Origin of the sequence: Streptococcus sp. 20925_1_77, from assembly GCF_041432125.1 — a bacterium.
Lineage (GTDB): Bacteria > Bacillota > Bacilli > Lactobacillales > Streptococcaceae > Streptococcus.
This window is the reverse complement of record NZ_JAPVZB010000008.1, coordinates 1-22969: the sequence shown is the minus strand read 5'-3', so window position 1 is coordinate 22969 and position 22969 is coordinate 1. Positions and strand designations below refer to the sequence as shown.

The 22969-nt window shown below is 42.7% G+C and carries 22 protein-coding genes, 1 tRNA gene, 1 other RNA gene and 1 pseudogene; 11 read left to right on the top strand and 14 right to left on the bottom strand.

Annotation, left to right across the window (positions count from 1 at the left end; all coding sequences use genetic code 11):
- Positions 1-135 precede the first annotated feature (135 nt).
- Positions 136-2031, bottom strand: coding sequence for a M13 family metallopeptidase (locus O3626_RS05725; protein WP_371495777.1), 1896 nt, complete (start codon positions 2029-2031; stop codon positions 136-138).
- 148 nt (positions 2032-2179) lie between these two features.
- On the opposite strand from O3626_RS05725, the gene O3626_RS05720 reads away from it, so the two are divergent.
- From O3626_RS05720 to tpx, 4 genes are all read left to right on the top strand, one after another.
- Positions 2180-2902, top strand: a complete 723-nt coding sequence (locus tag O3626_RS05720) for a metal ABC transporter ATP-binding protein (RefSeq protein WP_254728277.1) — start codon at positions 2180-2182, stop codon at positions 2900-2902.
- Positions 2899-3741 carry a metal ABC transporter permease subunit gene (locus O3626_RS05715; RefSeq protein WP_368385556.1) on the top strand — a complete coding sequence of 281 codons (843 nt, stop codon included), beginning with the start codon at positions 2899-2901 and terminating at the stop codon, positions 3739-3741. Before O3626_RS05720 ends, O3626_RS05715 begins: the two co-directional genes overlap by 4 nt.
- Positions 3742-3752: 11 nt before the next feature.
- On the top strand, positions 3753-4685 hold the full coding sequence (locus O3626_RS05710; protein WP_371495774.1) for a metal ABC transporter substrate-binding lipoprotein: 933 nt from the start codon (positions 3753-3755) through the stop codon (positions 4683-4685).
- Positions 4686-4772: 87 nt separating this feature from the next.
- On the top strand, positions 4773-5267 hold the full coding sequence (gene tpx / locus O3626_RS05705; RefSeq protein WP_118228535.1) for a thiol peroxidase: 495 nt from the start codon (positions 4773-4775) through the stop codon (positions 5265-5267).
- Between the two features lie 108 nt (positions 5268-5375).
- Here the strand turns inward: tpx and O3626_RS05700 are convergent, their stop codons facing one another.
- Positions 5376-6401 (bottom strand): DUF3114 domain-containing protein, encoded by a 1026-nt coding sequence (locus tag O3626_RS05700; protein ID WP_371495771.1) that lies wholly within the window; start codon positions 6399-6401, stop codon positions 5376-5378.
- A 124-nt stretch (positions 6402-6525) separates the two neighbouring features.
- On the opposite strand from O3626_RS05700, the gene O3626_RS05695 reads away from it, so the two are divergent.
- Positions 6526-7179: a metal-dependent transcriptional regulator gene (locus O3626_RS05695; protein ID WP_371495769.1), complete on the top strand. Its 654-nt coding sequence runs from the start codon at positions 6526-6528 to the stop codon at positions 7177-7179.
- 292 nt (positions 7180-7471) lie between these two features.
- Here O3626_RS05695 and dtd read toward each other — a convergent pair whose 3' ends face one another.
- From dtd to O3626_RS05660, 7 genes and pseudogenes are all read right to left on the bottom strand, one after another.
- Positions 7472-7915 carry a D-aminoacyl-tRNA deacylase gene (dtd, locus tag O3626_RS05690; RefSeq protein WP_371495767.1) on the bottom strand — a complete coding sequence of 148 codons (444 nt, stop codon included), beginning with the start codon at positions 7913-7915 and terminating at the stop codon, positions 7472-7474.
- A gap of 240 nt (positions 7916-8155) precedes the next feature.
- Positions 8156-10375 carry a bifunctional (p)ppGpp synthetase/guanosine-3',5'-bis(diphosphate) 3'-pyrophosphohydrolase gene (locus tag O3626_RS05685; RefSeq protein ID WP_371495765.1) on the bottom strand — a complete coding sequence of 740 codons (2220 nt, stop codon included), beginning with the start codon at positions 10373-10375 and terminating at the stop codon, positions 8156-8158.
- 172 nt (positions 10376-10547) lie between these two features.
- Positions 10548-11291: a 16S rRNA (uracil(1498)-N(3))-methyltransferase gene (locus tag O3626_RS05680; RefSeq protein WP_371495763.1), complete on the bottom strand. Its 744-nt coding sequence runs from the start codon at positions 11289-11291 to the stop codon at positions 10548-10550.
- 1 nt (position 11292) lies between these two features.
- A complete protein-coding gene (gene prmA, locus O3626_RS05675; protein ID WP_371495848.1) occupies positions 11293-12243 on the bottom strand; it encodes a 50S ribosomal protein L11 methyltransferase in 951 nt (316 codons plus the stop codon).
- A 137-nt stretch (positions 12244-12380) separates the two neighbouring features.
- Positions 12381-12854, bottom strand: a complete 474-nt coding sequence (locus O3626_RS05670) for a GNAT family N-acetyltransferase (RefSeq protein ID WP_371495760.1) — start codon at positions 12852-12854, stop codon at positions 12381-12383.
- Positions 12855-13299: 445 nt separating this feature from the next.
- A pseudogene (locus tag O3626_RS05665) lies at positions 13300-13737 on the bottom strand (NUDIX hydrolase); the annotation flags it as partial.
- A 12-nt stretch (positions 13738-13749) separates the two neighbouring features.
- Positions 13750-14220 carry a DUF3013 family protein gene (locus O3626_RS05660; protein ID WP_371495758.1) on the bottom strand — a complete coding sequence of 157 codons (471 nt, stop codon included), beginning with the start codon at positions 14218-14220 and terminating at the stop codon, positions 13750-13752.
- Positions 14221-14334: 114 nt separating this feature from the next.
- Here O3626_RS05660 and O3626_RS05655 point away from each other — a divergent pair, with 114 nt between their 5' ends.
- The 5 genes from O3626_RS05655 (at position 14335) to O3626_RS05635 (ending at position 17785) form a co-directional block, all read left to right on the top strand.
- Positions 14335-15606, top strand: a complete 1272-nt coding sequence (locus O3626_RS05655) for a replication-associated recombination protein A (RefSeq protein ID WP_371495756.1) — start codon at positions 14335-14337, stop codon at positions 15604-15606.
- A 66-nt stretch (positions 15607-15672) separates the two neighbouring features.
- Positions 15673-15865: non-coding RNA, 6S RNA (ssrS, locus tag O3626_RS05650), on the top strand.
- A 5-nt stretch (positions 15866-15870) separates the two neighbouring features.
- Positions 15871-15943 (top strand) — tRNA-Lys (locus O3626_RS05645).
- Positions 15944-16038: 95 nt separating this feature from the next.
- Positions 16039-16452, top strand: a complete 414-nt coding sequence (locus tag O3626_RS05640; RefSeq protein ID WP_371495846.1) for a helix-turn-helix domain-containing protein — start codon at positions 16039-16041, stop codon at positions 16450-16452.
- Positions 16453-16774: 322 nt separating this feature from the next.
- Positions 16775-17785 (top strand): YeiH family protein, encoded by a 1011-nt coding sequence (locus tag O3626_RS05635; protein ID WP_155125039.1) that lies wholly within the window; start codon positions 16775-16777, stop codon positions 17783-17785.
- A 616-nt stretch (positions 17786-18401) separates the two neighbouring features.
- Here O3626_RS05635 and O3626_RS05630 read toward each other — a convergent pair.
- From O3626_RS05630 to O3626_RS05620, 3 genes are all read right to left on the bottom strand, one after another.
- Entirely contained in the window at positions 18402-19223 is an 822-nt protein-coding gene (locus O3626_RS05630) for a nucleotidyl transferase AbiEii/AbiGii toxin family protein (RefSeq protein WP_003004480.1), read from the bottom strand.
- On the bottom strand, positions 19216-19803 hold the full coding sequence (locus tag O3626_RS05625) for a type IV toxin-antitoxin system AbiEi family antitoxin domain-containing protein (protein ID WP_003004721.1): 588 nt from the start codon (positions 19801-19803) through the stop codon (positions 19216-19218). Before O3626_RS05625 ends, O3626_RS05630 begins: the two co-directional genes overlap by 8 nt.
- Positions 19804-20012: 209 nt before the next feature.
- A complete protein-coding gene (locus tag O3626_RS05620) occupies positions 20013-20543 on the bottom strand; it encodes a hypothetical protein (RefSeq protein WP_024056220.1) in 531 nt (176 codons plus the stop codon).
- Between the two features lie 215 nt (positions 20544-20758).
- Here O3626_RS05620 and O3626_RS05615 point away from each other — a divergent pair, with 215 nt between their 5' ends.
- Positions 20759-21292, top strand: coding sequence for a hypothetical protein (locus O3626_RS05615; RefSeq protein ID WP_371495753.1), 534 nt, complete (start codon positions 20759-20761; stop codon positions 21290-21292).
- Between the two features lie 132 nt (positions 21293-21424).
- Here the strand turns inward: O3626_RS05615 and O3626_RS05610 are convergent, their stop codons facing one another.
- Positions 21425-22132, bottom strand: coding sequence for an ABC transporter (locus tag O3626_RS05610; RefSeq protein WP_195423866.1), 708 nt, complete (start codon positions 22130-22132; stop codon positions 21425-21427).
- Positions 22129-22809, bottom strand: a complete 681-nt coding sequence (locus O3626_RS05605) for an ABC transporter ATP-binding protein (RefSeq protein WP_049506162.1) — start codon at positions 22807-22809, stop codon at positions 22129-22131. The genes O3626_RS05610 and O3626_RS05605 overlap by 4 nt, the downstream gene beginning before the upstream one ends.
- Positions 22810-22969 lie beyond the last annotated feature (160 nt).

Here is a 22969-nt window from a genome sequence, read left to right as displayed (position 1 = left end):
AAAAAGATAAATCACTATCACGAAATTGAACTCGCCCTAAAAGCGTCGAGAAAAAGAGAGATTGACTGGTGGGCATGGCCTACATGGTCAATCTCCTATTTTCTTCTCGCTTTTTTACGGGCTTAGTATCTTAATTTACCAAATAATTACACGATCCTCTGGTGCGCGCCACATGCCATCTCCTTCTTTGACATCAAAGGTTTCAAAGAATTCGTCAAAGTTTGGCAATTGGACATTGGTACGGAGTTTTCCTGGTGCGTGGACATCAACACTTGCGAGGAGTTGCATGTACTCTGTCCGAGCTTTCATACGCCAGATGCGAGCAAAGTTGGTGAAGAATTCTTCTGCTGAGAAGTCTGCTTCTTTCTTCGCTGCTTCAAGGGCTGCAGCAATTCCTCCTAGATCTGCCACGTTTTCAGAAACGGTCAATTTCCCGTTAATCTTAGCACCGTAAGAGTCTTGCCCTTCAAACTGATCGATGACCTTTTGCGTGCGAGCGGTAAAGGCTTCGTAATCTTCTGGCTTCCACCAGTCTTTCAAGCTACCGTGCTCGTCAAAGGAAGCACCATTGGTGTCAAAGGCGTGGGAGATTTCATGGGCAATGACCGCACCGATTCCACCGTAGTTGGCTGATGATGATTGGTGAAGGTCATAGAATGGTGCTTGTAAAATCGCTGCTGGGAAGACGATTTGGTTTTGTTGCGGATCATAGTAGGCATTGACCATATTAGCTGGCATGTGCCACTCGCTTCGATCAACCGGTTGGTTCCACTTGCTCCAAGTATGGGCAATGGAAATTTCGTAAAGGGCTTGAGCATTTTCCACCAAGGTCTTGCTCTCGTCGATGATCTTCTTGGCGTATGTTTCTGGTAATTTTTCAGGGTAGCCGATATGCGGTGTGATGACATTGAGCTTGACAATAGCTTTTTCGCGAGTTTCAGGAGCGAGCCAGCCTGCTTTTTCCAGACGATCCTTGTAGACCTCAATCATGGTCGCTACTTTATGCTCTACGTCTGCTTTTGCTTCTGGTGAGAATTTTTCACCTGCATACCAGAGTCCAAGCGCTTGGCTATATGGTACTTCTGCTAATGACAAGGCCGCCTTTTCTTTTGGACGAGCTTCTGGAATACCCGAAATGGTCCGTCCATATTCACCAGCCAAGACACGAATTTCTTCGGTTAAGAATAAAGTCCAATCTAGGGCTGCACTGAGTTTCAATCTTGCATGAATAGTTTCCCAGTTGGCTGCTGAATAGAATGTTGGTGCGAATTCCTTCCAGAAACGCTCTTCTGGAACGATGATTTTATCTGGTGTTTGTCCGATCACTTCTGTAAAGAAAGTATCGAGTGGCAATTCTGGAACCAAGGCCTTGAAATCTGCCCACTTATAAGGATGGTAGAGTTTATTGTACTCGGATCTTTCTTCATTTGACAAGATATATTTGGCCAATTCTGCATCCGACGCAATGACCTTATCCAGGATATCTTTGATTTCTGCCTCTGAGAATTCAAATTTAGGTAAAAGTTTTTCCATCATTTGGCGCCAGATAGCCAGTAATTCTGGGCCTTTTTCGTTACCTTCTTCATAGTAGGTCGTATCTGGCAAGATATGAGCCGGCGCTTCTCCCCACAAGACATTCATTTGGGCATTCATATAGTCTGGTGACACGCTAAATGGCATGATATTTGGTTTGCCAGCTAGTTCATAGGCTCCCAGCTTGCTGGTATAGTCTTCAAAAGAAGACAAGGCCTTGATTTCATTGATCAAGGGCATGGCTGGTGCTACACCAGCTGCTTCCCGTGCATCAAAATCTGCCACCATTTTATGGTATTTGACAAAGTTTTGCAGAATGCTGTCTTCAGGTAGCTCTTCTCCTCGTTGCCATTTTCCAGTGATATCCAACATCAAGTTTTCGATATCTTGGATCAAGTCCATAAAACCACCAGTTGACGGTTTGTCATCAGGAATCACAGCTGTCTCAGCCCATTCCCCATTGACGTAATCATAAAAATCATCTTGTAAACGTACCATGATCTTCTCGCTTTCATTCTTTTCTAATAACCTTATCAAAAATAGGAACTTTTTTCAATGATTACAAGAGATTTAATCTAAATTATTTCAAAAATTAACTTGACTTAATTTTTTTATTCATGTATATTAATGGTAAAGGAGAAAAATCATGATTCAAATTGAACATCTAAGTGTTGCTTACCAGCAAACACTGGCCTTGGAGGATCTTTCCCTCACCATCCAGGGTCCAACCATCCTAGGCATTCTTGGCCCCAATGGGGCTGGAAAATCAACCCTAATCAAGGCCATGCTAGGACTTCTCCCTCATTCGGGAAGGGTCCTGCTCGATCAAAAAGATCTCGGCCAAGTTCTTCAACGAGTGGCCTACGTCGAACAGAAATCCGCTATTGATTTCCACTTCCCCATCACGGTGCGGGAGTGTGTCTCACTGGGTCTCTATCCCCATCTTTCGATCTTCAAGAGAAAAAGCAAAGAGGATCTCCAAAAGGTGGAAAATGCCTTGAAACTTGTCAATCTTCTTGATCTAGCGGATCGCCAGATCGGCCAGCTTTCAGGAGGGCAATTCCAACGGGTCCTGATCGCCCGCTGCTTGGTCCAAGAAGCAGATGTCATCTTTTTGGATGAGCCCTTCGCAGGGATTGACTCTGTCAGCGAAGACATCATTATGCAGACCCTTCAGACCTTGAAAAAAGAAGGCAAGACCATTCTGATCGTCCATCACGACCTCAGCAAGGTCCCAGCTTATTTCGACCAGGTCCTCCTCCTTCATCGCAAGCTGATTGCTTTTGGGAAAACAGAAGAAACCTTTACCAAGGAGAATCTTCACGCAGCCTATGGGCATGAACTCTTTATAGGAGGTGGCGTCGGATGATTACAGAATTTATCGATGGATTACAGCAATTCCACTTCTTACAGAATGCCCTGATCACAGCCATCGCCATCGGGATTGTCGCTGGAGCCGTTGGATGCTTCATTATTTTAAGAGGCATGTCTCTCATGGGAGACGCTATCTCACACGCAGTTCTTCCTGGTGTGGCTCTCTCCTTTATCCTGGGCATCAATTTCTTTATTGGCGCTATTGTCTTTGGCCTCCTGGCGTCCGTCCTTATCACCTATATCAAGAGCAACTCCATCATTAAGAGCGACACTGCAATTGGGATTACCTTTTCTTCTTTCCTCGCCTTAGGAGTCATCCTGATTGGAGTCGCTAAAAGTTCCACCGACCTTTTCCACATCCTCTTTGGGAATATCTTGGCCGTGCAAGACCAGGATATGTGGATAACCATCGGTGTTGGTGCTGCGGTCTTGCTGGTGATTGTCCTACTCTTTCGACCCTTACTGCTCACATCTTTTGATCCTGTTCTGGCTCAATCCATGGGCGTCCGGGTCAAGGTCTATCACTACCTCCTTATGGTGCTCTTGACCTTGGTTTCTGTCACTGCTATGCAGAGTGTCGGAACCATTCTCATCGTCGCCATGCTCATTACACCCGCTGCGACGGCCTATCTCTATGCCAATAGTCTCTGGTCCATGATGCTCCTTTCATCCGGATTAGGTGCTCTTGCATCCATCCTGGGACTCTTTATTGGCTATAGCTTAAACATCGCCGTCGGGTCTTGTATTGTCCTCACTTCTGCTGTCTTCTTTCTCATCAGCTTCTTTATCGCTCCTAAGCAGAGAAAGAACAAGCACGCTCTTTCATCTCATTAAAGGGGAAACACATGAAAAAAACCGCTTCTGTCCTCGCCCTCTTTGTGGCGCTCTTATTCGGTCTGTTGGCCTGTAGCAAAGGCTCTTCTTCCAAGTCCTCATCCGATAAATTGAAGGTGGTTACCACCAACTCCATCCTAGCAGATATGACCAAAAATATCGCGGGGGATAAAATCGAGCTACACAGTATTGTCCCTGTCGGTCAAGACCCCCACGAATACGAACCACTCCCAGAAGATGTCCAAAAAACTTCACAAGCAGACCTCATCTTCTACAACGGGATCAACCTCGAAACCGGTGGTAATGCTTGGTTTACTAAATTGGTCAAAAATGCCAATAAAGTTGAAAACAAAGACTATTTCGCAGCTAGCGACGGAGTCGACGTCATCTACTTGGAAGGCCAAAACCAAGCTGGAAAAGAAGACCCTCATGCTTGGCTCAATCTCGAAAACGGGATCCTCTACGCTAAAAACATTGCCAAACAATTGATCGCAAAAGATCCCAAAAATAAGGACTTCTACGAAAAAAATCTAGCTGCCTATACTGAAAAACTTAGTAAGCTGGACCAAGAAGCCAAACAAAAATTCAACAATATCCCAGAAGATAAGAAGATGATTGTAACCAGCGAAGGCTGCTTCAAATACTTCTCCAAAGCTTACGGCGTCCCATCTGCCTATATCTGGGAAATCAACACTGAAGTAGAAGGGACACCTGAACAAATCAAAACGCTGGTAGAGAAATTGCGTCAAACCAAGGTGCCGTCTCTCTTTGTTGAATCCAGTGTCGATGAACGTCCTATGAAAACTGTCTCTAAAGATACCAATATCCCGATCTTTTCAAAAATCTTTACTGACTCGATCGCCAAAGAAGGCGAAGAAGGCGACAGCTACTACAGCATGATGAAATGGAATTTAGAGAAAATCGCAGAAGGTTTGAACAAATAAGGTTTCAAACTCATTAGATTCTCAAACAAATCAGTGGCTCTTCCCCCTTCATTGATGTACAATGAAAATAAAAAAGGAGTCTTTGCTATGACAACATTTTTAGGAAACCCTGTTACCTTTACCGGATCTCAACTTCAAGTTGGCGATACTGCTCACGACTTTTCACTGACCACTCCTAACTTGGAGAAAAAATCTTTGGCTGATTTTGCTGGCAAGAAAAAAGTCCTCAGTGTAATCCCATCCATTGACACGGGTATCTGTTCCACTCAAACACGTCACTTCAACCAGGCCCTCTCTGACCTGGAAGATACTGTGGTCTTGACAGTTTCTGTCGACCTTCCTTTCGCTCAAGGCAAATGGTGTGCTGCAGAAGGGATCGAAAATGCCATCATGCTTTCAGACTACTTCGACCATTCCTTCGGAAAAGCCTACGGCCTCTTGATCAATGAATGGCACTTGCTCGCACGCGCTGTCTTGGTCTTAGATGCGGATAACAAGGTCACTTATGTTGAATACCTAGACAATATCAACAGTGAACCAAATTACGAGGCGGCAATCGAAGCCGTCAAAGCACTTGGATAAAGTAAAAAGAGGTCTAGGACCTCTTTTTACTTTATCTATAAAATCTGTTCAGAGACTTTCCTTAGGTGAGTTTCTAAGAGGCCTTTGGCTTCAATCCGAAAGAGGATACTATAAAATCCGATGGAGTCCATTCTGTAAGAGAATCCGCCAGCGTAAGCGTGGGATGCCTCTGAGGAAACTCCGCACGCGCCGTGCTACCTGTTGCTTGTAGCTCTTACCACCTTGTGCAAAGGTTCCCTTCCGGCTCCAATAGCCCTGCTCTCCGCGGTCATTCTTCGGAGCTAGATAGCGAATCCCCTGCTGATAGAGAACCTTCTTGCGAAAAGCTGGATCCCACGGTTTAACGGGATCGATATCCAAGTCCTTATGGGTATGGCCTTTGGCTAAGCCATAGTTGAAACTGGCTCCATTGACAATGCCATTTTCAGAAATCTGATACGGATCCACTTCGTTGAGAAACTGGCCACCCTGATCCAGGATATACTCTGTATGAAAGTTGAGCAAGACCTTAAAATTCAACTGGGCCTGAGCACGAGATGGGAAGGCGAGTTGGCCGTCTTGATCCACATAGACCTTATTATGGAGACGAGCTGCCGCATAAGCATCGATTTTGATCCCTTTTGTCTCCTGCAAGTAAGCTTGTAGCGCCTCTTCATCAGTCTGCCCCGATCTGGCATAATGCTCCCGAATCCACTGGGCCTGGTAGGCAGAGAGCAGATAGCGAAACTGGTGAACCTGTCGTTTTAAGAGCTGATCTCCTACTTTGCTGGCTAATGGATCCTGAGCAAATGCTACTTGAACCACTCTTGAAAAAGAGGACCAAAAAGACGAATGAGGAGGGCAAGCTGGAGCCATTCTACTTAGAAGAAAAGCTGTCTCTTCACAAGTTCCAGACAAGTCACTTGGCATGAGAAGAATTTTCATGACTCCCCTCAACAAGCCTTGAGCAACGGCTCCATCCAGATTTTGGAGTTCTTGAAACCACATTTTTTGAAACAGAGGACTGGCAAAGAAAAAGACAGACTGGTATTGTTCTTGGTAGGCTTGTGGATCTATGTATTCCTGCAAGTATTTCTCTAAATAGGCTAAACTATTCTCCCTCCACCCTAGTCTCACCAAGTCCTGTCTGTTCATAATTCCATCCTTTCTATGCTACTATACTACCATCTTTTGTAGCTTGAGACAATTCTCATTACTCCACTAGCGTTTTTGAGGATTTTTTTGATATACTAGAAGTGAGCGAAGAAAAGAGGAAAGCATGACACCAAACAAAGAAGATTACCTCAAGTGCATTTACGAAATTGGCACAGAAGTAAAAAAAATCAGTAATAAAGAAATTGCCAGTCGCATGCAGGTCTCTCCACCCGCTGTGACCGAGATGATTAAGCGCATGATCTCAGAGGGTCTCTTGGTGAAGGACAAGTTTCGTGGGTATTTGCTAACGGATTTAGGATCGCAGTTGGTCTCTGATCTCTACCGCAAGCACCGCTTGATCGAAGTATTTCTGCTGGAAAATCTTGACTATACAACTGAAGAAGTCCATGAAGAGGCAGAAGTTCTCGAGCATACCGTTTCTGAACATTTCATTGACAAGCTTGATCACATGCTTGGAAATCCTAAGACCTGTCCTCACGGGGGGACCATTCCACCCAAAGGACAACTTCTCATCGAGGCTTACCAGGACCGTTTGAGTGATGTCAGCGAACCGGGAACCTATCGTTTGCGAAGAGTTCAGGATAGCTTTGAATTGCTGAATTTTTTAGACCAGATCCAGCTGACCATCGGAGATGACATTCTCTTCAAAGGCTATGACGATTACACTGGCCTCTATCAGCTCCAAATCAAAGACCAAGATATCCAGATCAATCATCTGATTGCCCAACAACTTTACATAGAAAAACATGCCCTTTGATTAAGAGCATGTCAGATTGAAGAAATAGTATTCCTAGAAACTTTCCTTAGGTGAGTACGGACGTCAGCGAACTTCTACGAAGTTCCATGACTTAGTTTTGAACCTAAGGTTTCAAAACTCCCGAATGCTTGAAACAACAATGTTTCAAGCATTTTTCTCACGGCGGAAAGTTTCGGATTTACTTTGACAATCCAAAGTAATATAAGAATTTTTTGAAAAATTATCCAGCTATCCTAAGTAAAAAGTAATTTGTCTACATTCAAACAAGCCCTTTAATCAAGGGCTTGTTTTTTTATGGATTTTTCGTATCGAGGATGATGGTCACTGGGCCATCATTGATGAATTCGATTGCCATATCTGCAGCGAAGACCCCTCGTTTGACAGGGACTTCCTTTTCTAACAAATCATTGAAGTCATCGTAGAGCTGGCTGGCCATCTCTGGATTGGCTGCCCCAATAAAGGCTGGACGATTACCTTTTTTTGTTTGGGCAAAGAGGGTAAATTGAGAAATCGACAAAATTTCCCCTTGAATATCCTTGACAGATAAATTCATCTTCCCTTCTTCATCCGAGAAAATCCGCATTTGGGTGACCTTCCGCACCGCATACTCCAAATCCTTCTGGTCATCCTCAGGCCCCACTCCCACTAAGAGCAGAAGCCCATCCTGAATCTGACTATAGACTTTACCATCAATAGAAACCGAGGCCCTTTTGACCCGTTGAATCACTAATTTCATCTTATTATCCTATTTAAACAATCTATTGGGTATTCACTGCTACCTTCAAAGAACATCGACATCAAGCAAGGCAGCGAGACGAAGACAGTACTGTAGTACGGCGAGACGAGCTAACCAACTAATAAAAGAGTTCTACTTGCTTCAAAGAAAATCGGCTCCAGACAAGGCAGTGAGACGCAGGCATAACTATAGTTAGACCAGTCGAAACTAACGCAGTATGAAGTCGATTTTCGCAGAAGATTAGCCGTTGGTACGCTTAACAGAGTACACCTCCGGCACACTCTTAATCTTATCCACTACCGTTGTCAACATAGATAGGTTTGGAATCCCGAAGGAAATGTGGATATTGGCAAATTTCATATCTTTGGTTGGTTGGGCATTGACAGTTGAGATCATCTTAGCCGTATTGGAGAGGACTTGAAGGACATCGTTGAGAAGGCCTGCACGGTTGAGGCCGTAGATATCGATATGGGCGATGTAGTCCTTGGTCGTATTGTTGTCTTCCCACTCGACATCGATCAAGCGTTGCTCGTAGTTGTCTTGAGCCCGCAGGTTCATACAGTCTTGACGGTGGATGGCAACCCCACGCCCTTTGGTAATGTAGCCGACAATTGTATCTCCTGGCACGGGATTACAACACTTGGCAATCCGGATCAAGAGACCGGAAGCTCCTTGGATGACCACGCCACCTTCATGGCGGACCTTTAGGGTGTCTTTTTTATTTTCAACCTTGACTTCGCCACCTTTGACCAGCTCTTCGGCTTCTGCACGCGCCTTGGCCTTTTCCTCTTCGCGACGTTCTTCTTCCGTCAAACGGTTAAAGATAGAAATGGCTCCTACTTCTCCAAAACCGATGGCCGCAAACAAGGCCTCTTCGGTCTTATAGCTGTTTTTTTGCAAAACTTTGTCCATGTGCTTTTTGTCCATGAACTTATTGGCTACCAAGTCATGCTCGTGGAATTGGGCCATGAGCAACTCCCGTCCACGGTTAATAGACAATTCCTTGTCTTGATTTTTAAAGAACTGGCGGATCTTGTTACGCGCCTTGCTGGTCTTGACAATAGTTAGCCAGTCACGACTCGGACCAAAGGAATTGGCATTAGTGATAATCTCCACCTGATCCCCAGTCCGAAGTTTAGTATTCAGAGGGACCATCCGGCCATTGACCTTGGCACCTATGGCTTTTTCTCCAACCTTGGTATGGATCTCATAGGCAAAATCGATCGGTCCAGAATCTTTAGGAAGCGAGCGCACGGTTCCGTCTGGTGTGAAGACATAAATTTCTTCTGCTAGAATATCTTCTTTTACATTTTCAACAAATTCTTTGGCATCACCTGACTGGTCCTGGAGCTCCATCATCTCTTTGATCCAGTTCATCCCAATGGCAGATTCCTTGCTGTTAACCTGACCCTTGATCCCTTTTTTGTATGCCCAGTGAGCGGCAACCCCATATTCGGCAACCTCGTGCATCTCCTTGGTACGGATCTGGAATTCAATCGGTCCTTTAGGGCCATAGATCGTCGTATGGATGGACTGGTAGCCATTGGCCTTCCGATTGGCAATATAGTCCTTAAAACGCCCCGGCATCGGTTTCCACAGTTCATGGATATAACCCAGCATGGCATAGACATCACTTGGAGTATCCAGAATACAGCGGATGGCAATCAAGTCATAGATTTCATCAAAGCGTTTCTTCTTATCCTGCATCTTGCGGTAGATGGAGTAGATATGCTTTGGCCGGCCATAAATTTTTCCATGCAAATGGCGTTCCCCTGCATAGGTCTCAATCTTGTGGACAACTTCTTCCACTAACTCTTCTCGCTCACGACGTTTTTCCTTCATCATATGAGAAATCTTGTAGAATTCTGTCTCATTCAAATAACGGAAAGACAGATCCTCAAGCTCCCACTTAACACTGGAAATCCCGAGACGATGGGCTAGTGGCGCATAGATCTCCATGGTTTCGCGAGAAATGCGTTCTTGCTTGTCCTTACGCAAATGCTTCAAGGTGCGCATATTATGCAAGCGGTCTGCTAGTTTAACCAAGATTACACGGATATCCTGAGACATGGCCATGAGCATCTTGCGATGGTTTTCCGCCAATTGCTCTTCGTGGGACTTGTACTTGACCTTCCCGAGTTTGGTCACCCCATCGACAATCACGCGCACATCATGACCAAATTCGCGTTCTAAATCATCTAAGCTTGCATTCGTATCTTCCACGACATCATGCAAAAAACCACAGGCCACCGTTACAGCATCCAGTTTCAGCTTGGCGAGAATTCCTGCCACTTGAATGGGATGAATGATGTAAGGTTCACCAGACTGACGGAATTGACCACTATGGCAATCAACTGCATAGACCAAAGCCTTTTGCACAAAAGCAACATCCTCAGGTGATAAATATTTTTTTGTAAGGGCAACGACTTGGTCCCCAGTTAAATTCTCTTCTTTTGGCATTCGTTTTCTCCAGTTTCTTGGATACTATTTTAACACTTTTAGAAGCAGATGGAAACCAATGAAGCTACTTTAATATACGGTTACTACTCGAAGATCATTCTGGGATCCACCTTGCTTTCATCATTCGTAAAAATTTTTGTAAAAAAACTAACGAAGCGATTCCTTCACTTCGTTAGTTCATTAATTCTGTAACAACACTCACAGCGCTGAGGGCATAGAGTGGAGCGGTTTCTGCTCGTAGGATGCGAGGTCCAAGTCCCGCCAAGACAGCTCCTTTAGCTGTAAAACTTTCAATTTCTGCAGGAGAGAGACCACCCTCTGGTCCAAAGATAAAGAGCAGTTTACTTCCAGCTTCTAATCCTGTCAGCGACTGAATCAGAGCTGCCGCCTCTCCTTCTTTGGCCGACTCTTCATAAGCCACCACGATCCGGTCAAACTGGTCGAGTTGAGCTAGAAAGTCAGATTTTTTCTCAAAAAGGGTGATACTTGGGACCAGATTCCGCTTGCTTTGCTCGGCTGCTCCAAGAGCGATTTTTTCTAGTTTTTCGACCTTTTTACCCAACTTCTTGCCGTCCCACTTGGCGACTGACCAGTCTGCAGGGAAGGCCCAGATTTGGCTGGCACCCAGTTCCGTCACTTTCTGAGTGATGAACTCGAGTTTGTCTCCCTTGGGAAAGCCTGATGCAATGGTCACTTGGACTGGCAGTTCCACATTGTCAACTAATTCTTCGATTAGCTCCAACTGACGGGCTTCTACATTTACCACGCGCCCCAAGCGCTTGATCCCATCATCAAAGACCAAAGTCACCTCATCATCTTCTTTTAAGCGCATGACCTGAAACATGTGCTTGCTGGTCTCCTTGTCCTCAATGGTGACAGGTGAGCTAGCCAAGCCTTTTACAAAATACTGCTGCATGCTAGCCTCCAATCACACCGGAGACATCCTTGGTCTTCTTGAAGACGCAGGCATTCCATTCCCCTTGGATCATGTGGGTTTCAAGGAAAAATCCAGCCGATTCAGCCGACTCACGCACCATGTCCCACTTGTCCTTGATAATGCCACTCATGATCAGGTAACCTTCGTCCTTGACCAAACGATAAGCATCCTCTGTCAGATGGATAAGGATATCTGCCAAGATATTGGCCATGATGACATCTGCCTCAATCTCCACACCTTTCAGCAAATCGCCTGGAGCTACATGGATGTTTTCCATTCCCGGGTTGAGTTCAATATTTTCCTGAGCGACGCGAACCGCTACATCATCCAGGTCATAGGCGAAGATTTCCTTAGCGCCAAGAAGCGAGCTAGCAATGGAAAGGACACCTGAACCTGTCCCTACATCTAGCACCGTTTCCCCACCACGAAGGACCTGCTCCAAGGCAAAGAGGCTCATCTTGGTTGTTGGGTGGGTTCCTGTTCCAAAGGCCATACCAGGATCCAGCTTGATAATCTTTTCTCCAGCCGTCGCCTCATAGTCCGTCCATGACGGCACGATGGTCAAGTCATGAGTGATGCGAGCTGGTTCATAGTATTTCTTCCAGTTGTCGGCCCAGTCTTCCTCAGCCAAGGCAGTCGTGCCCATCTTAACCTCTCCTAGATCCATAAAATCCGTCAATTCTGCCAAGCGAGCCTGCAAGTCCGCTTCAACCGCTGCTACATCAACCGTTTCCGGATAATAGGCTGTCACTACAATTTCTTCTTGTTGTTCGACATCAGGAAAAATCTCACCAAAGCGGTCGACATTTCCCACATAGTCCATGCTGTCTTCGATCGCAACCCCTTGGGCGCCTAACTCGATCAAGAGATTAGAGACCAACTCCTCCCCCTCACGCTTCACCGTAACTTTTAACTCTTGCCATGTTTCCATCATTAAGATACCAAGCCCGTAAAACACAAAGCCAAAATAGGAAACTCTCTGAAGACACTTGTGTCTATGAGAATTTTATCTTTTTGGTATAGTGTTTAGGGCGGGTTCAGTTTAGAAATTTAACCGAACCGTCCTTTCTATTTCTCTATCAATTTTTTCATGTAGACCATATCCATGCCTTCTTTTTCAGGCTCGATATGGGTTTGATGGTAGCCATTCTTCTCGTAGAAGGCGACCATGCCTGCATCTTGTAACACCGTACACAAATCCCATTGTGTGATGGTTGGAAATTCTTTTTCCAGCAAGCTCAAACCTTTAGATCCATACCCTTTTCCTTGATAGGGAGGTAAAATCGCCGCTGTTCCCAACCAAGCATTTGTTAACTCTTCATTGGTCTGAATTCGTAAAAAACCAATCTTGTCTTCGTTTTCTTTTACAAAGTAGTAATAGCTATTAGGACGTTCTACGAGTTTCCACTTGATTCGTTCGCGGTCCTCCAGATAAGGATCATACTCATCTTGGTATTTCTCATAGACCGCCTTAAAACTGGCTCTTTGAATGGCAATAATGGTTTCTAAATCTTCCGCCCCTGCTCGTTCTAGTCTAATCATAGTTTTCCTCGCATAATTTTATTTTTTGCCATGAACTAAAGTTCTAAAATCCATCAGATATTTTCTAGTCTTCCTTACATTCCTTCAGCACATCTGCATAATATCTTTTCATCGCCTTGTGAAGTTGTCTCTTGTATCGACCAATCTTATGGTAATGGACTGAAAGATATGTCGGTATGAATAAAACAACAAACAATACTAAAAAAACCAAGGCCAAAACAACATCATCTAGTCTTCTAAAATTTCCCCCAGCAACCATGATTGGAAAGAAGAAGATCATAAAAATAACGATTAGTTTTGCTATAAAAAATGCTTCTTCTTTCCGCTCTCTCATCCTTAAAAAATCTTTATAGATGGCCGTAGCTTCTTCTCTGCTGTATTGCCCATTCTCTAACTTTCTTTTGACATCCTTATCCAAACTTGTCGTGGTTAAAACGGGCCCGTCTATATTTTCCTCCACATAATCACGTACTCGTTCTTGCAACTGCGGAACAACCCGATCTGAAGTTAAAAACTCTTCAAAGCTCACTAACTTATAGCCCTGTCCCTCATCTCCAAAGTCGATGCGGTCAAACTCTTCTTGGGCTAGATTGCCAACTAGAAAAACAAACTGTTTCTTCTCATCCAAGATGCCAGGATAGATCCCAGACCAGATGACGTCATCTTTCGACAGTTGGATGTTCAATTCCTCATAAACCTCACGCGCCACACACTCAAAAGGTGTCTCATTTCCTTCCCGACCACCACCTGGCAAGTCCCACATATTGGGGTATGGAATCGTTTCTTTATCATCGCGCAAGATGGTCAAAATTTGCCCCTCACAAATCAAGGCAATTTTACAACCCGTAAATTCGAATCGTGCTTCTAAGCAATCCTCAAGCATGAGCTTTCCCTCCTAGTATCTCGGATAAGGATAAAAGGTGCTTTCTTCTAGGCCAACTTTGCCTTCTTCAAAAACTTCTTGGTTCCAGACGATCTCAAAGCTCTCTGCTTCTTCGTCTGCTAAGAAATCCATGAGCTCATCCAAGGCCAGCTCAGCTGTATCTCTAAGGAAAGTCGCAAAATAGGCTAGAAACTCACGAGACAAGCCTTTTTTAGGCTCATAAGGAATCGCTGTTAAATAGGCATCTTCCTCCACATGAGACTTGGCTGGATTGTAGAAGATGACGGCTTCTTCAAAGAAGATATCCTCATCAGATTCTTCGCCAGCTTCATCAACCAGTGCAACCCCTCCCGTATTCTGTGCTTCCAACAAGAAAGCCACTTCTACCCCATGGTTTTTTTTATCCCAATTGATCTCAAAGTCAAAGGGAAAAACCTTGTCCATCTCCTCTTCTAAAATATCCAAAAATCCATATTTAGACATAGCGTCCTCTTTCTAATTTCCCACTCTTAGAGCGGAATATGATACAATAGTTACTACAATCTTACCATAAAAAACGCCTCTTTGAAAGGAGACAAAGCTAGAAAGGAGAAGGAAATGCCCGACAATCTCGCACTCCGTATGCGCCCACGGACGATCGATCAAGTCATCGGTCAACAACACCTGGTCGGAGAAGGCAAAATCATCCGCCGCATGGTCGAGGCCAATCGTCTGTCTTCCATGATTCTCTATGGACCTCCGGGGATCGGAAAGACCAGTATTGCTTCTGCCATCGCAGGAACGACCAAGTATGCCTTTCGGACCTTTAATGCAACGGTTGACAGTAAAAAGCGCCTCCAAGAAATCGCAGAGGAAGCCAAGTTTTCAGGTGGCTTGGTCCTGCTTTTAGACGAGATCCATCGCCTTGATAAAACCAAGCAAGATTTTCTCTTGCCTTTGCTCGAAAGTGGTCTGGTCATCATGATCGGTGCAACGACTGAAAATCCCTTTTTCTCTGTCACACCCGCTATTCGTAGCCGCGTACAAATCTTTGAGCTGGAACCGTTGACGACGGAGGAGGTCAAGCAAGCTCTAAAAACGGCGCTAGATGATCCCGAGCGTGGCTTTGATTTTCCAGTTGTGCTCGATGAGGACGCTTTGGATTTCATCGCTACCTCGACCAATGGAGATCTTCGTTCCGCCTTTAATTCTCTCGATCTGGCGGTGCTGTCGACCTCTGAAAATGCAGAAGGCATCCGTCACATTACGCTAGAGATCATGGAAAATAGCCTCCAGCGCAGCTACATCACCATGGACAAGGATGGAGACGGCCACTACGATGTGCTCTCTGCCCTACAAAAGTCTATCCGTGGTTCGGATGTCGATGCTAGTCTTCACTACGCCGCTCGTTTGATCGAAGCTGGAGATCTACCCAGCCTAGCTCGTCGCTTGACCGTCATCGCTTATGAGGATATCGGCCTGGCCAATCCAGATGCGCAGATCCATACCGTAACAGCCCTTCAGGCAGCGGAGCGTATCGGCTTTCCTGAGGCCCGCATTCTCATCGCCAACATCGTCATCGATCTAGCCCTTTCGCCTAAATCTAACTCAGCTTACGTTGCCATGGACAAGGCCCTGTCTGATCTGAGGACATCTGGCAACCTTCCCATTCCTCGCCACCTCCGCGATGGTCATTATGCTGGAAGCAAGGAACTGGGGAATGCGCAAAACTATAAATATCCCCACAACTACCCTGGCAACTGGGTCAAGCAGAACTACCTGCCAGACAAGCTCAAACACGCGTCCTACTTTATTCCCAATGAAAACGGCAAGTACGAGCGTGCTCTCGGAGCTACCAAGGAGAAGATTGATCAATTCAAGAAAAAGTGACATCGGTTTCAAAAAAATGAGATTTTTTCTTGAAATATTTCCAAAATGTGGTATCATATACATATAGAAACGCTGTGGTGTACGACTTCACACTTAAGTGTTGACCGACTATTTTTTGTATTATTAGGGAAACAAAAGACTTCTGGCAGTATGCAGGCCGTTTCACGCGGAAGCAGCTAAGTCAGAGCGAGTTGCCCACCTGCTTAATTGCGCGGGTTCAATACAAATCGTGAAGTTTCGGCACCAATACAGCTTTTTATATTTGCCTCCTTAGCTCAGTTGGTAGAGCAGTAGACTCTTAATCTATGGGTCACAGGTTCGAGCCCTGTAGGGGGCATCAAACTTCAACAGTAAAAGCCTTGATAACCAAGGCTTTTTTGCTTGTCTTAAGAGCATTTGCCCCATCATTTGCCCCACATTTTTTTATGAGCAATCTTTCCAGACATCTCTGACTACGAAAAACAAAAAAGCTATCCTACCTTTGCAAATTTAGATAAGATAGCAGAATATTTTAATGCAACTCCAACTCAACTTTTTGGAACAAGTAAGGAGATTGAATTAGAAAAGAGTGTTCTTGAATCGAATGAATACTCTGATAAAGTAAGTGAGATCTTAAAGGCTGTCAAATACATCGAACATTTTCTAGAAACTGATGGACAGTACTTAGAGGATTTACTTTACCTAACAAGAGGCAAACAACTATACACAGAAGATGGAGAAGAGTTGTATACTGATCCAACTTCTCAGAAAAGAACATTTCATACCCAATATGAACCTGGTTTTATTGTAGCAAGAGATAAATCCCCACTAGAACTCTTAATTGAAAATAAGGACCTATTAGATTAAAAAAGCGAGGATATGTACTGATCCCAAAAGTTAGACAGAAAAAAATCTAACTTTTGGGATCAGTACATTTTCAACTCTCTTATTTATTTTCTTATCTCACATAATTACTTCACATGTCCAGGCTCATCAAATTCATTTTTTTCAATAACATATGCCACATTTGCATCCTTATTGATCAAAGAACATATATCTATTATATTACAAAAAGCTCTCTGACCGCAAAATTCCGTTAATTTACTACCTTATTCCTACTTTCTATTTTCTATTTTACTTTTCTGATAAATAAGATTATAATAAGGAGTATTTATTTTCGGAGGTTTTTATGTCATTTCTATCAAAAAATTGGGCAGGACTGTTAGCCTGTCTGATCATTTCTATCATCTCTTGGGTTTTAGGAGGCTTTCTGCCTGTTGTGGGAGCACCTGTTTTCGCCATTTTTATCGGAATGATTCTCCATCCCTTTCTCACTTCCTATAAACAACTGGATGCCGGCTTGGCTTATAGCTCAAAAAAATTGCTTCAGTACGCTGTTATCTTACTGGGATTTGGACTCAATATCTCACAAGTTTTCGCAGTTGGAAAATCTTCCCTTCCTGTCATCCTCTCAACTATTTCAATTGCTTTGATTATAGCTTTCTTTTTCCAACGCTTTTTTAACCTAGATACAAAGCTAGCTACCTTGATTGGAGTTGGATCTTCTATCTGTGGCGGTTCTGCCATTGCAGCGACTGCTCCTGTTATTCACGCCAAGGAAAAAGAAGTAGCCCAAGCCATTTCTGTTATCTTTTTCTTCAATGTCTTGGCAGCTCTTATCTTTCCAACTCTAGGTTCTTGGCTCCATCTCTCCAACGAAGGTTTTGCTCTCTTTGCGGGTACTGCGGTCAACGATACTTCCTCTGTAACAGCCACAGCTAGCGCCTGGGATAGTCTGTATCATACCAATACTCTAGAATCTGCAACCATTGTCAAACTGACTCGTACCTTAGCTATTATCCCTATTACTCTCTTCCTCTCCTATTGGCAAAGCCGTCAACAAGACAACAACCAAGGAGTAAAGCTTAAAAAAATCTTCCCCGTTTTCATTCTCTACTTCATCCTAGCTTCTCTGCTAACTACCGTCCTTACTTCTTTTGGTGTTAGCAATAGCTTCTTTTCACCTCTCAAACAGCTCTCCAAATTCCTCATCATCATGGCTATGAGTGCTATTGGTCTCAAAACTAACCTCGTTGCTATGATCAAATCCAGTGGAAAATCCATTCTTCTTGGAGCCCTTTGCTGGATCGCTATCATCCTGACTAGTCTTGGCATGCAATTACTCATCGGTATTTTCTAAGAAAAAAGGGAGCCTAAAGGCTACCTCAGAACGTAGACAAACGTCATTTTTGGCGTTTGTCTTTTTGTATCTTCAAAGATATTTTGTCTTATCATCTACTATTCCATCCAAAAATCTGATTTAAAGCAAAATAAAAAGGGATATTCCCTATCCATTTCGATAATTTTTTCATTAATTTGTTTTTCCATTTTATCCTCCGATTAGTCTCGCACTGATATTTATTGATAACAACACTATATTTCTAGTATAGCATAATCATTAGATATTATAGGTTTTCAAACCAAATGAGAGTCATTCGTTTTTGCCCCACTTTTGCCCCATTTTTAAATCATGACATTGGAAATACCTAAAAGTACTTCCCTAAAATCACTTATATTTCAATATTTTTAATTACTCTCAATATGAAAATCCTTTCCAAATCCATGTAGGGGGCATTTTTTATGCACAAAAAGCCTTGATTTATAAGGCTTTTTTGCTTGTCTTAAGAGTACTTAGCTCACTTTTTTATGAATACAAATAAGCGAGCTTCATGACAAAGCTCGCTTTTATCTAACACATCGTTATAATCTCAAAACCACCTCGGAGGTAGTTTGTTAATGAAAGTCTATATTAGGTATCATAATTCTAACAATAGCTGTTGAACAACTTCCAAAACATCCCTGAAAGAAATAGAAGTTGCATAAGGGTAATGAGACTGATAATTTTCCCAATGACGCGCCAATGTTATATCATCCTTCATCTCATCAATCATATTTTGAAAATCTACTACATCTAACGTTGTCTGACGATAGGAGAATGTTGCCTCGCAAGCTGATCGAAGCTTTTTACTATCCAATCGGCTTTTTTCCATACTATAAATTACATACACATCATAAAAATCCTTGCTTCGAGTGTTAAAGAAAGATCTTCGATAAATCGTTTCCAATTTTTCAGCCAATATTGTCTCCAAATTATAGGCCACGATCTCATAGTCAATCTCTTGAAAGAGACTATGATAACGATAGGAAACGGATTTGGGAGTAATAGGATCACCAGTCGCAATATCTAAAGGAATTGTCTGACGTATATTATCAAGCCGACATAAAATATGGATTCGATAACCACCATAAGGATCTTCATCTTTAATTTCACTTATCTTAGTAATTTCATAATGAACCAAATCATCAGTTAGGATTTCCTTTAAAGTACTTTCTAGTAGAGATTTGTCCATCTTAAATTGTTCTAAAATAAAATCCATATCAGAAGTTGTTCGACTTTCAACACCAATAATATTGGATAAAAGAAATCCTCCCTTGAATACAAAGTTATGACTATACGGACTAGATGCTATCTTTGCAAGTATCGTTTCTAGAAAATAATAAGTTAGCACAACATTGAAATCTACCTGTTTTTCGTTTGAAATTTTATGGCACAGAGCAATCAATCTATCTTTATTCATATAAGACCTCCATCAATGATTGGACGTTTTCGAGCACATGAAACTCTCGCGCATATTTGTAGAGTTTTCGTAGATCTTTTTTTGAAGATTGAATATATCTCTTTAAAGAAGTCGAAAATATTTCCACATCTATCTTTTGTCGCTCGCGAATGAGATCGCATATCGATCTCTCCAAATCATATACCCTTACTTCATTTCCGAAGGACGTTTGTAGCTTTGTCACACCGACTTCATACAATTCTTTCTGGATGAAATGCCTTTTTACCTCCTTAGGAAATCGATGAGGATTATAACCTGTATAGACCGTCACTTCTTTGTATTTAGGGATAACATCTATCAGCCCATGGAGATACAATGCTGATAGATAAGAATAAATCACTTTTTGATGTTGGAGTTGGAAAATGGCATACTCATCATACTGAGACCAATCGGTGATATAAATCCCTCTGGCAACCTTTATGAGTTGACCATTTTCCACCATTCGATTTAGGTAAGGCTTTGGGATCCCTTTTTTAACTACATCAGATGTTCTAATAATAGACTGATGATCTAGCATTTCCTGTATTTGTTTTTGAATCATTTCAGCATTCCTATTGTTGTTACTTCTGTGCTTTTATTATATCATATCACACGCACAAAAGTAACAATAACGATTATTCATAAAAAGATGCCGGACAAATAGCTCCGACATCACTTTCCAAAATCCTCTCTCCAAATATCCTTGACGGTCACATCGTCCCAATTCTTTGGACTGAAGCGGCTGGAGTAGATGGAGGTCCAGTTCACAGTTCACCGGTCCACCACTCGCGCTTCAAAGTGGGCTGGTTTATCGTCTACATTGGTGATGGTGATGTTGTAGGGCTTTCGTTCCGTCACCCCAAATACTTCCTCTACTTCCCCTTGAATCACTATTCCATCGTTTTCTAAATAGAAACTCTTACTTTTATCATTTGGTAAGTCTTTACGCTCTGTTTTGTCTTTTAAAAAAATGAGCTCCGTTATTGTTTGCTTTTCAACATTATAGACTATGTGACTATCTTTCATCCCCCAACCTTTTCGACCGGACAATTTTAACTTAGCATCATCAAATTTTTTAAACTGGAGTTCCGACCTATATTCTAGCTGATCCGTATTGGGATAAACTCTCAATTGAACACTTTGACCAGGCTGGAGGGTGTAGCTTCCATAAGTAAGGATCGAATAAACAAACCAGACTGCAAATGAAGCATATAAGAATCCAATGATCTTTCGTGAACGTTTGCTTGTAAAACGACGCAAAAGCAAGACGAGAGAAATAATAAATATCAGGGGTGTTACCATTTGTCTTCCTTTCTTACCAGCATTGACCCGGTTATGATTTCTACAGCAGCTTTTCATTTCACTCCTAGCCACACTTTCCATCTAGTATACCATAACCTGAAATGATCTAATCACAAGAACCCTACCAAACATTTGACAGCTCTTCACCGAATCCGCTATGATAAGGGTACTTGAAATTCCAAGTTTTCATGCATTTGAAATGTAAGGAGTCCAAAATGAAAATCTATTATTCAAAATTTGTTGGTGTCGGTTATCTAATCTTTGCGGCGGGTGTATCCTTTCAATTTTTCTTTTCTCCCGCTCATGGATTGATCGACTTTTCTCAACTAAATCTTCCCACTGTGATTTCAACCATTCTCTTTTTCGCTGCTATCTACGCAACAATTGCAGGCATCAAAAGACTAACTAGCCACAGAGTCTCCTTTGAATTCACCTTTGAAGGTATTGAGGTCTATCCCGGACTCTTCTTCTCAAAAGAAATCTTCATTCCCAAAGAAGAATTGTTGCGAGCATCGTATGTTGAAGTGGACGTCAGCGACCCTGATCATGTCAACAGCAAGGCTTGCTATTTAGATTTTAACCTCAGAGAAGTCACCCAGTTAGAAAATATTTCTAAATCAAACATCATCATCAATACAAGCACCTTGAAATTGCGTCTCGCCCTTAGCCTCTGTCGATTTAGAGAGGAAGAAAAAGCCGAGTTAGCGACCTATCTAAAAGAAAACTACGGCATTGATTTTTTCTATTAGCATGTAATAAAAAAGCCCTCCATTAGAATTTTAGAATAGCAAGATCTTTCCAAGTATTTGACGAACGAATACCGAATAACCGTTTTATAGCAAAGAAAAAGCCTTGAAAATTCAAGGCTTTTTTAACTGCTCTTAGTTCCTCATTTTCCCTTTGGGTACGAGCAGATAGAAAAATAGCAAATTCAATCCAAATACAGCAACAAAGAGTCCTAATTGGGTGGCATCGATCGTTTGTTTCTCGGTCAAATCTTGGATCAGCTTTGTATAATAATAGCCTGGGAAAGCCCGTTGTAGCTTGCCAACCAAGTCCATAAATCCTCCACTTGCGCCAAGCGTATCAAAGGGAATAATGGTCATGGCGGCTAAAATAATAACAGGAAAGCCAATGGTATCAATCGTCTTGGCATCTACCCTCACCCCAAGTACAAAGCCAATCACACTAAAGTAGATCCCCATCAAGGATAAGAGGAAAAATTGTACCAACAGGCTAGTCGTCACTGGAAAGTGAAAACCTAGGACAGCAACAACTAGCACCGCTAAAAAGATCAAGCTGTTCAGAATCAGTTGTACAATCGATTGATCCCATAAATAGTGCTTGACACTATAGCTTGTAAAGTGGGATTCAAAAGAATAAAAGCCGATATCTGAGGCGATACGCTTACTAAAAGTTGCAAGGCTATTGCCAATGACCCCGATAAATACAGCAATGCCTAACAAAATACTTGGTGAAACTCCCTTTTGAAGCTGATAAAAGAAGATATACCAGCCTATGGGTAAAATAATGGTGAATAATACGAAGCGCTTATTTCGTAAAACTTGTTTTAATTGAATCTTTCTCATGCTTGTTCCCTTCCTTTATTCATCTCTTCTCGGAAATACTGCTCAATGGTTTGACCAGCCTGGTGAATGTCCTCAACAGCCTTTGTTGCAGCAATTCGACCCTCTTTTAAAATCAGGACTTTTGTAAAAAAGGCATCAATTTGGTTAAAATCATGGGTCACCACAACAGATGTAAACTCTTGCTGCTCCAGCAATTTCCAAAAATTATCCACTGCTTCCAAGTCCATGCCAGTCGTCGGCTCATCTAAAAAAATCAATTTTGGATGATTCAAAATGGTTAACAATAAGGACAAGCGCCTCTTTTGACCACCAGAAAGACTTCCCACCATCTGCTCTCTTGATTCTCTTAATTCGACCATTTCTAAGAGTCCATTGATATCAGCCTGCTTCAGCTGATTCATCCGGCTTTTTAATTCGACGAATTCAGCAACGGTTAGATCCTCGATGAGCAGATCCCCCTGAGGCATCATCCCAATTTCTCTTTGAAAATCAAGCGAAGTCTTTATCGTCCCCGAATCGGCCTGGAGCTGTCCAGCGATAATATTGAACAGGGTGCTTTTACCTGCCCCATTATTTCCCAGCAAGGCAATTTTGTCTCCTTCTTCTATCGAAAAAGACACTCCCTTTAATACAGCTTTCTCCTTAAATGATTTTGTAATAGATGCTACCTGAAACATACGATCCCTCTTTTCTTATTGATCTTGTATACAGTATACTTCAAAGGGACAGTCTTTGTAGCTCTCTGTCAGAATCGGTCAGAAAATCGTCGTGAATGGTCAAAAAAGAGGCTGGGACAAAAGTCCTAGCCTCTCAATTATTTTTGATTGTCGAGCAAGA

Bases quoted from the DNA above. Each gene is read 5' to 3' on its own strand.
- O3626_RS05725 (WP_371495777.1), bottom strand. From the start codon at position 2,031: ATGGTACGTTTACAAGATGATTTTTATGATTACGTCAATGGGGAATGG.
- O3626_RS05720 (WP_254728277.1), top strand. From the start codon at position 2,180: ATGATTCAAATTGAACATCTAAGTGTTGCTTACCAGCAAACACTGGCC.
- O3626_RS05715 (WP_368385556.1), top strand. From the start codon at position 2,899: ATGATTACAGAATTTATCGATGGATTACAGCAATTCCACTTCTTACAG.
- O3626_RS05710 (WP_371495774.1), top strand. From the start codon at position 3,753: ATGAAAAAAACCGCTTCTGTCCTCGCCCTCTTTGTGGCGCTCTTATTC.
- tpx (WP_118228535.1), top strand. From the start codon at position 4,773: ATGACAACATTTTTAGGAAACCCTGTTACCTTTACCGGATCTCAACTT.
- O3626_RS05700 (WP_371495771.1), bottom strand. From the start codon at position 6,401: ATGAACAGACAGGACTTGGTGAGACTAGGGTGGAGGGAGAATAGTTTA.
- O3626_RS05695 (WP_371495769.1), top strand. From the start codon at position 6,526: ATGACACCAAACAAAGAAGATTACCTCAAGTGCATTTACGAAATTGGC.
- dtd (WP_371495767.1), bottom strand. From the start codon at position 7,915: ATGAAATTAGTGATTCAACGGGTCAAAAGGGCCTCGGTTTCTATTGAT.
- O3626_RS05685 (WP_371495765.1), bottom strand. From the start codon at position 10,375: ATGCCAAAAGAAGAGAATTTAACTGGGGACCAAGTCGTTGCCCTTACA.
- O3626_RS05680 (WP_371495763.1), bottom strand. From the start codon at position 11,291: ATGCAGCAGTATTTTGTAAAAGGCTTGGCTAGCTCACCTGTCACCATT.
- prmA (WP_371495848.1), bottom strand. From the start codon at position 12,243: ATGGAAACATGGCAAGAGTTAAAAGTTACGGTGAAGCGTGAGGGGGAG.
- O3626_RS05670 (WP_371495760.1), bottom strand. From the start codon at position 12,854: ATGATTAGACTAGAACGAGCAGGGGCGGAAGATTTAGAAACCATTATT.
- O3626_RS05660 (WP_371495758.1), bottom strand. From the start codon at position 14,220: ATGTCTAAATATGGATTTTTGGATATTTTAGAAGAGGAGATGGACAAG.
- O3626_RS05655 (WP_371495756.1), top strand. From the start codon at position 14,335: ATGCCCGACAATCTCGCACTCCGTATGCGCCCACGGACGATCGATCAA.
- O3626_RS05635 (WP_155125039.1), top strand. From the start codon at position 16,775: ATGTCATTTCTATCAAAAAATTGGGCAGGACTGTTAGCCTGTCTGATC.
- O3626_RS05630 (WP_003004480.1), bottom strand. From the start codon at position 19,223: ATGAATAAAGATAGATTGATTGCTCTGTGCCATAAAATTTCAAACGAA.
- O3626_RS05625 (WP_003004721.1), bottom strand. From the start codon at position 19,803: ATGATTCAAAAACAAATACAGGAAATGCTAGATCATCAGTCTATTATT.
- O3626_RS05620 (WP_024056220.1), bottom strand. From the start codon at position 20,543: ATGGTAACACCCCTGATATTTATTATTTCTCTCGTCTTGCTTTTGCGT.
- O3626_RS05615 (WP_371495753.1), top strand. From the start codon at position 20,759: ATGAAAATCTATTATTCAAAATTTGTTGGTGTCGGTTATCTAATCTTT.
- O3626_RS05610 (WP_195423866.1), bottom strand. From the start codon at position 22,132: ATGAGAAAGATTCAATTAAAACAAGTTTTACGAAATAAGCGCTTCGTA.
- O3626_RS05605 (WP_049506162.1), bottom strand. From the start codon at position 22,809: ATGTTTCAGGTAGCATCTATTACAAAATCATTTAAGGAGAAAGCTGTA.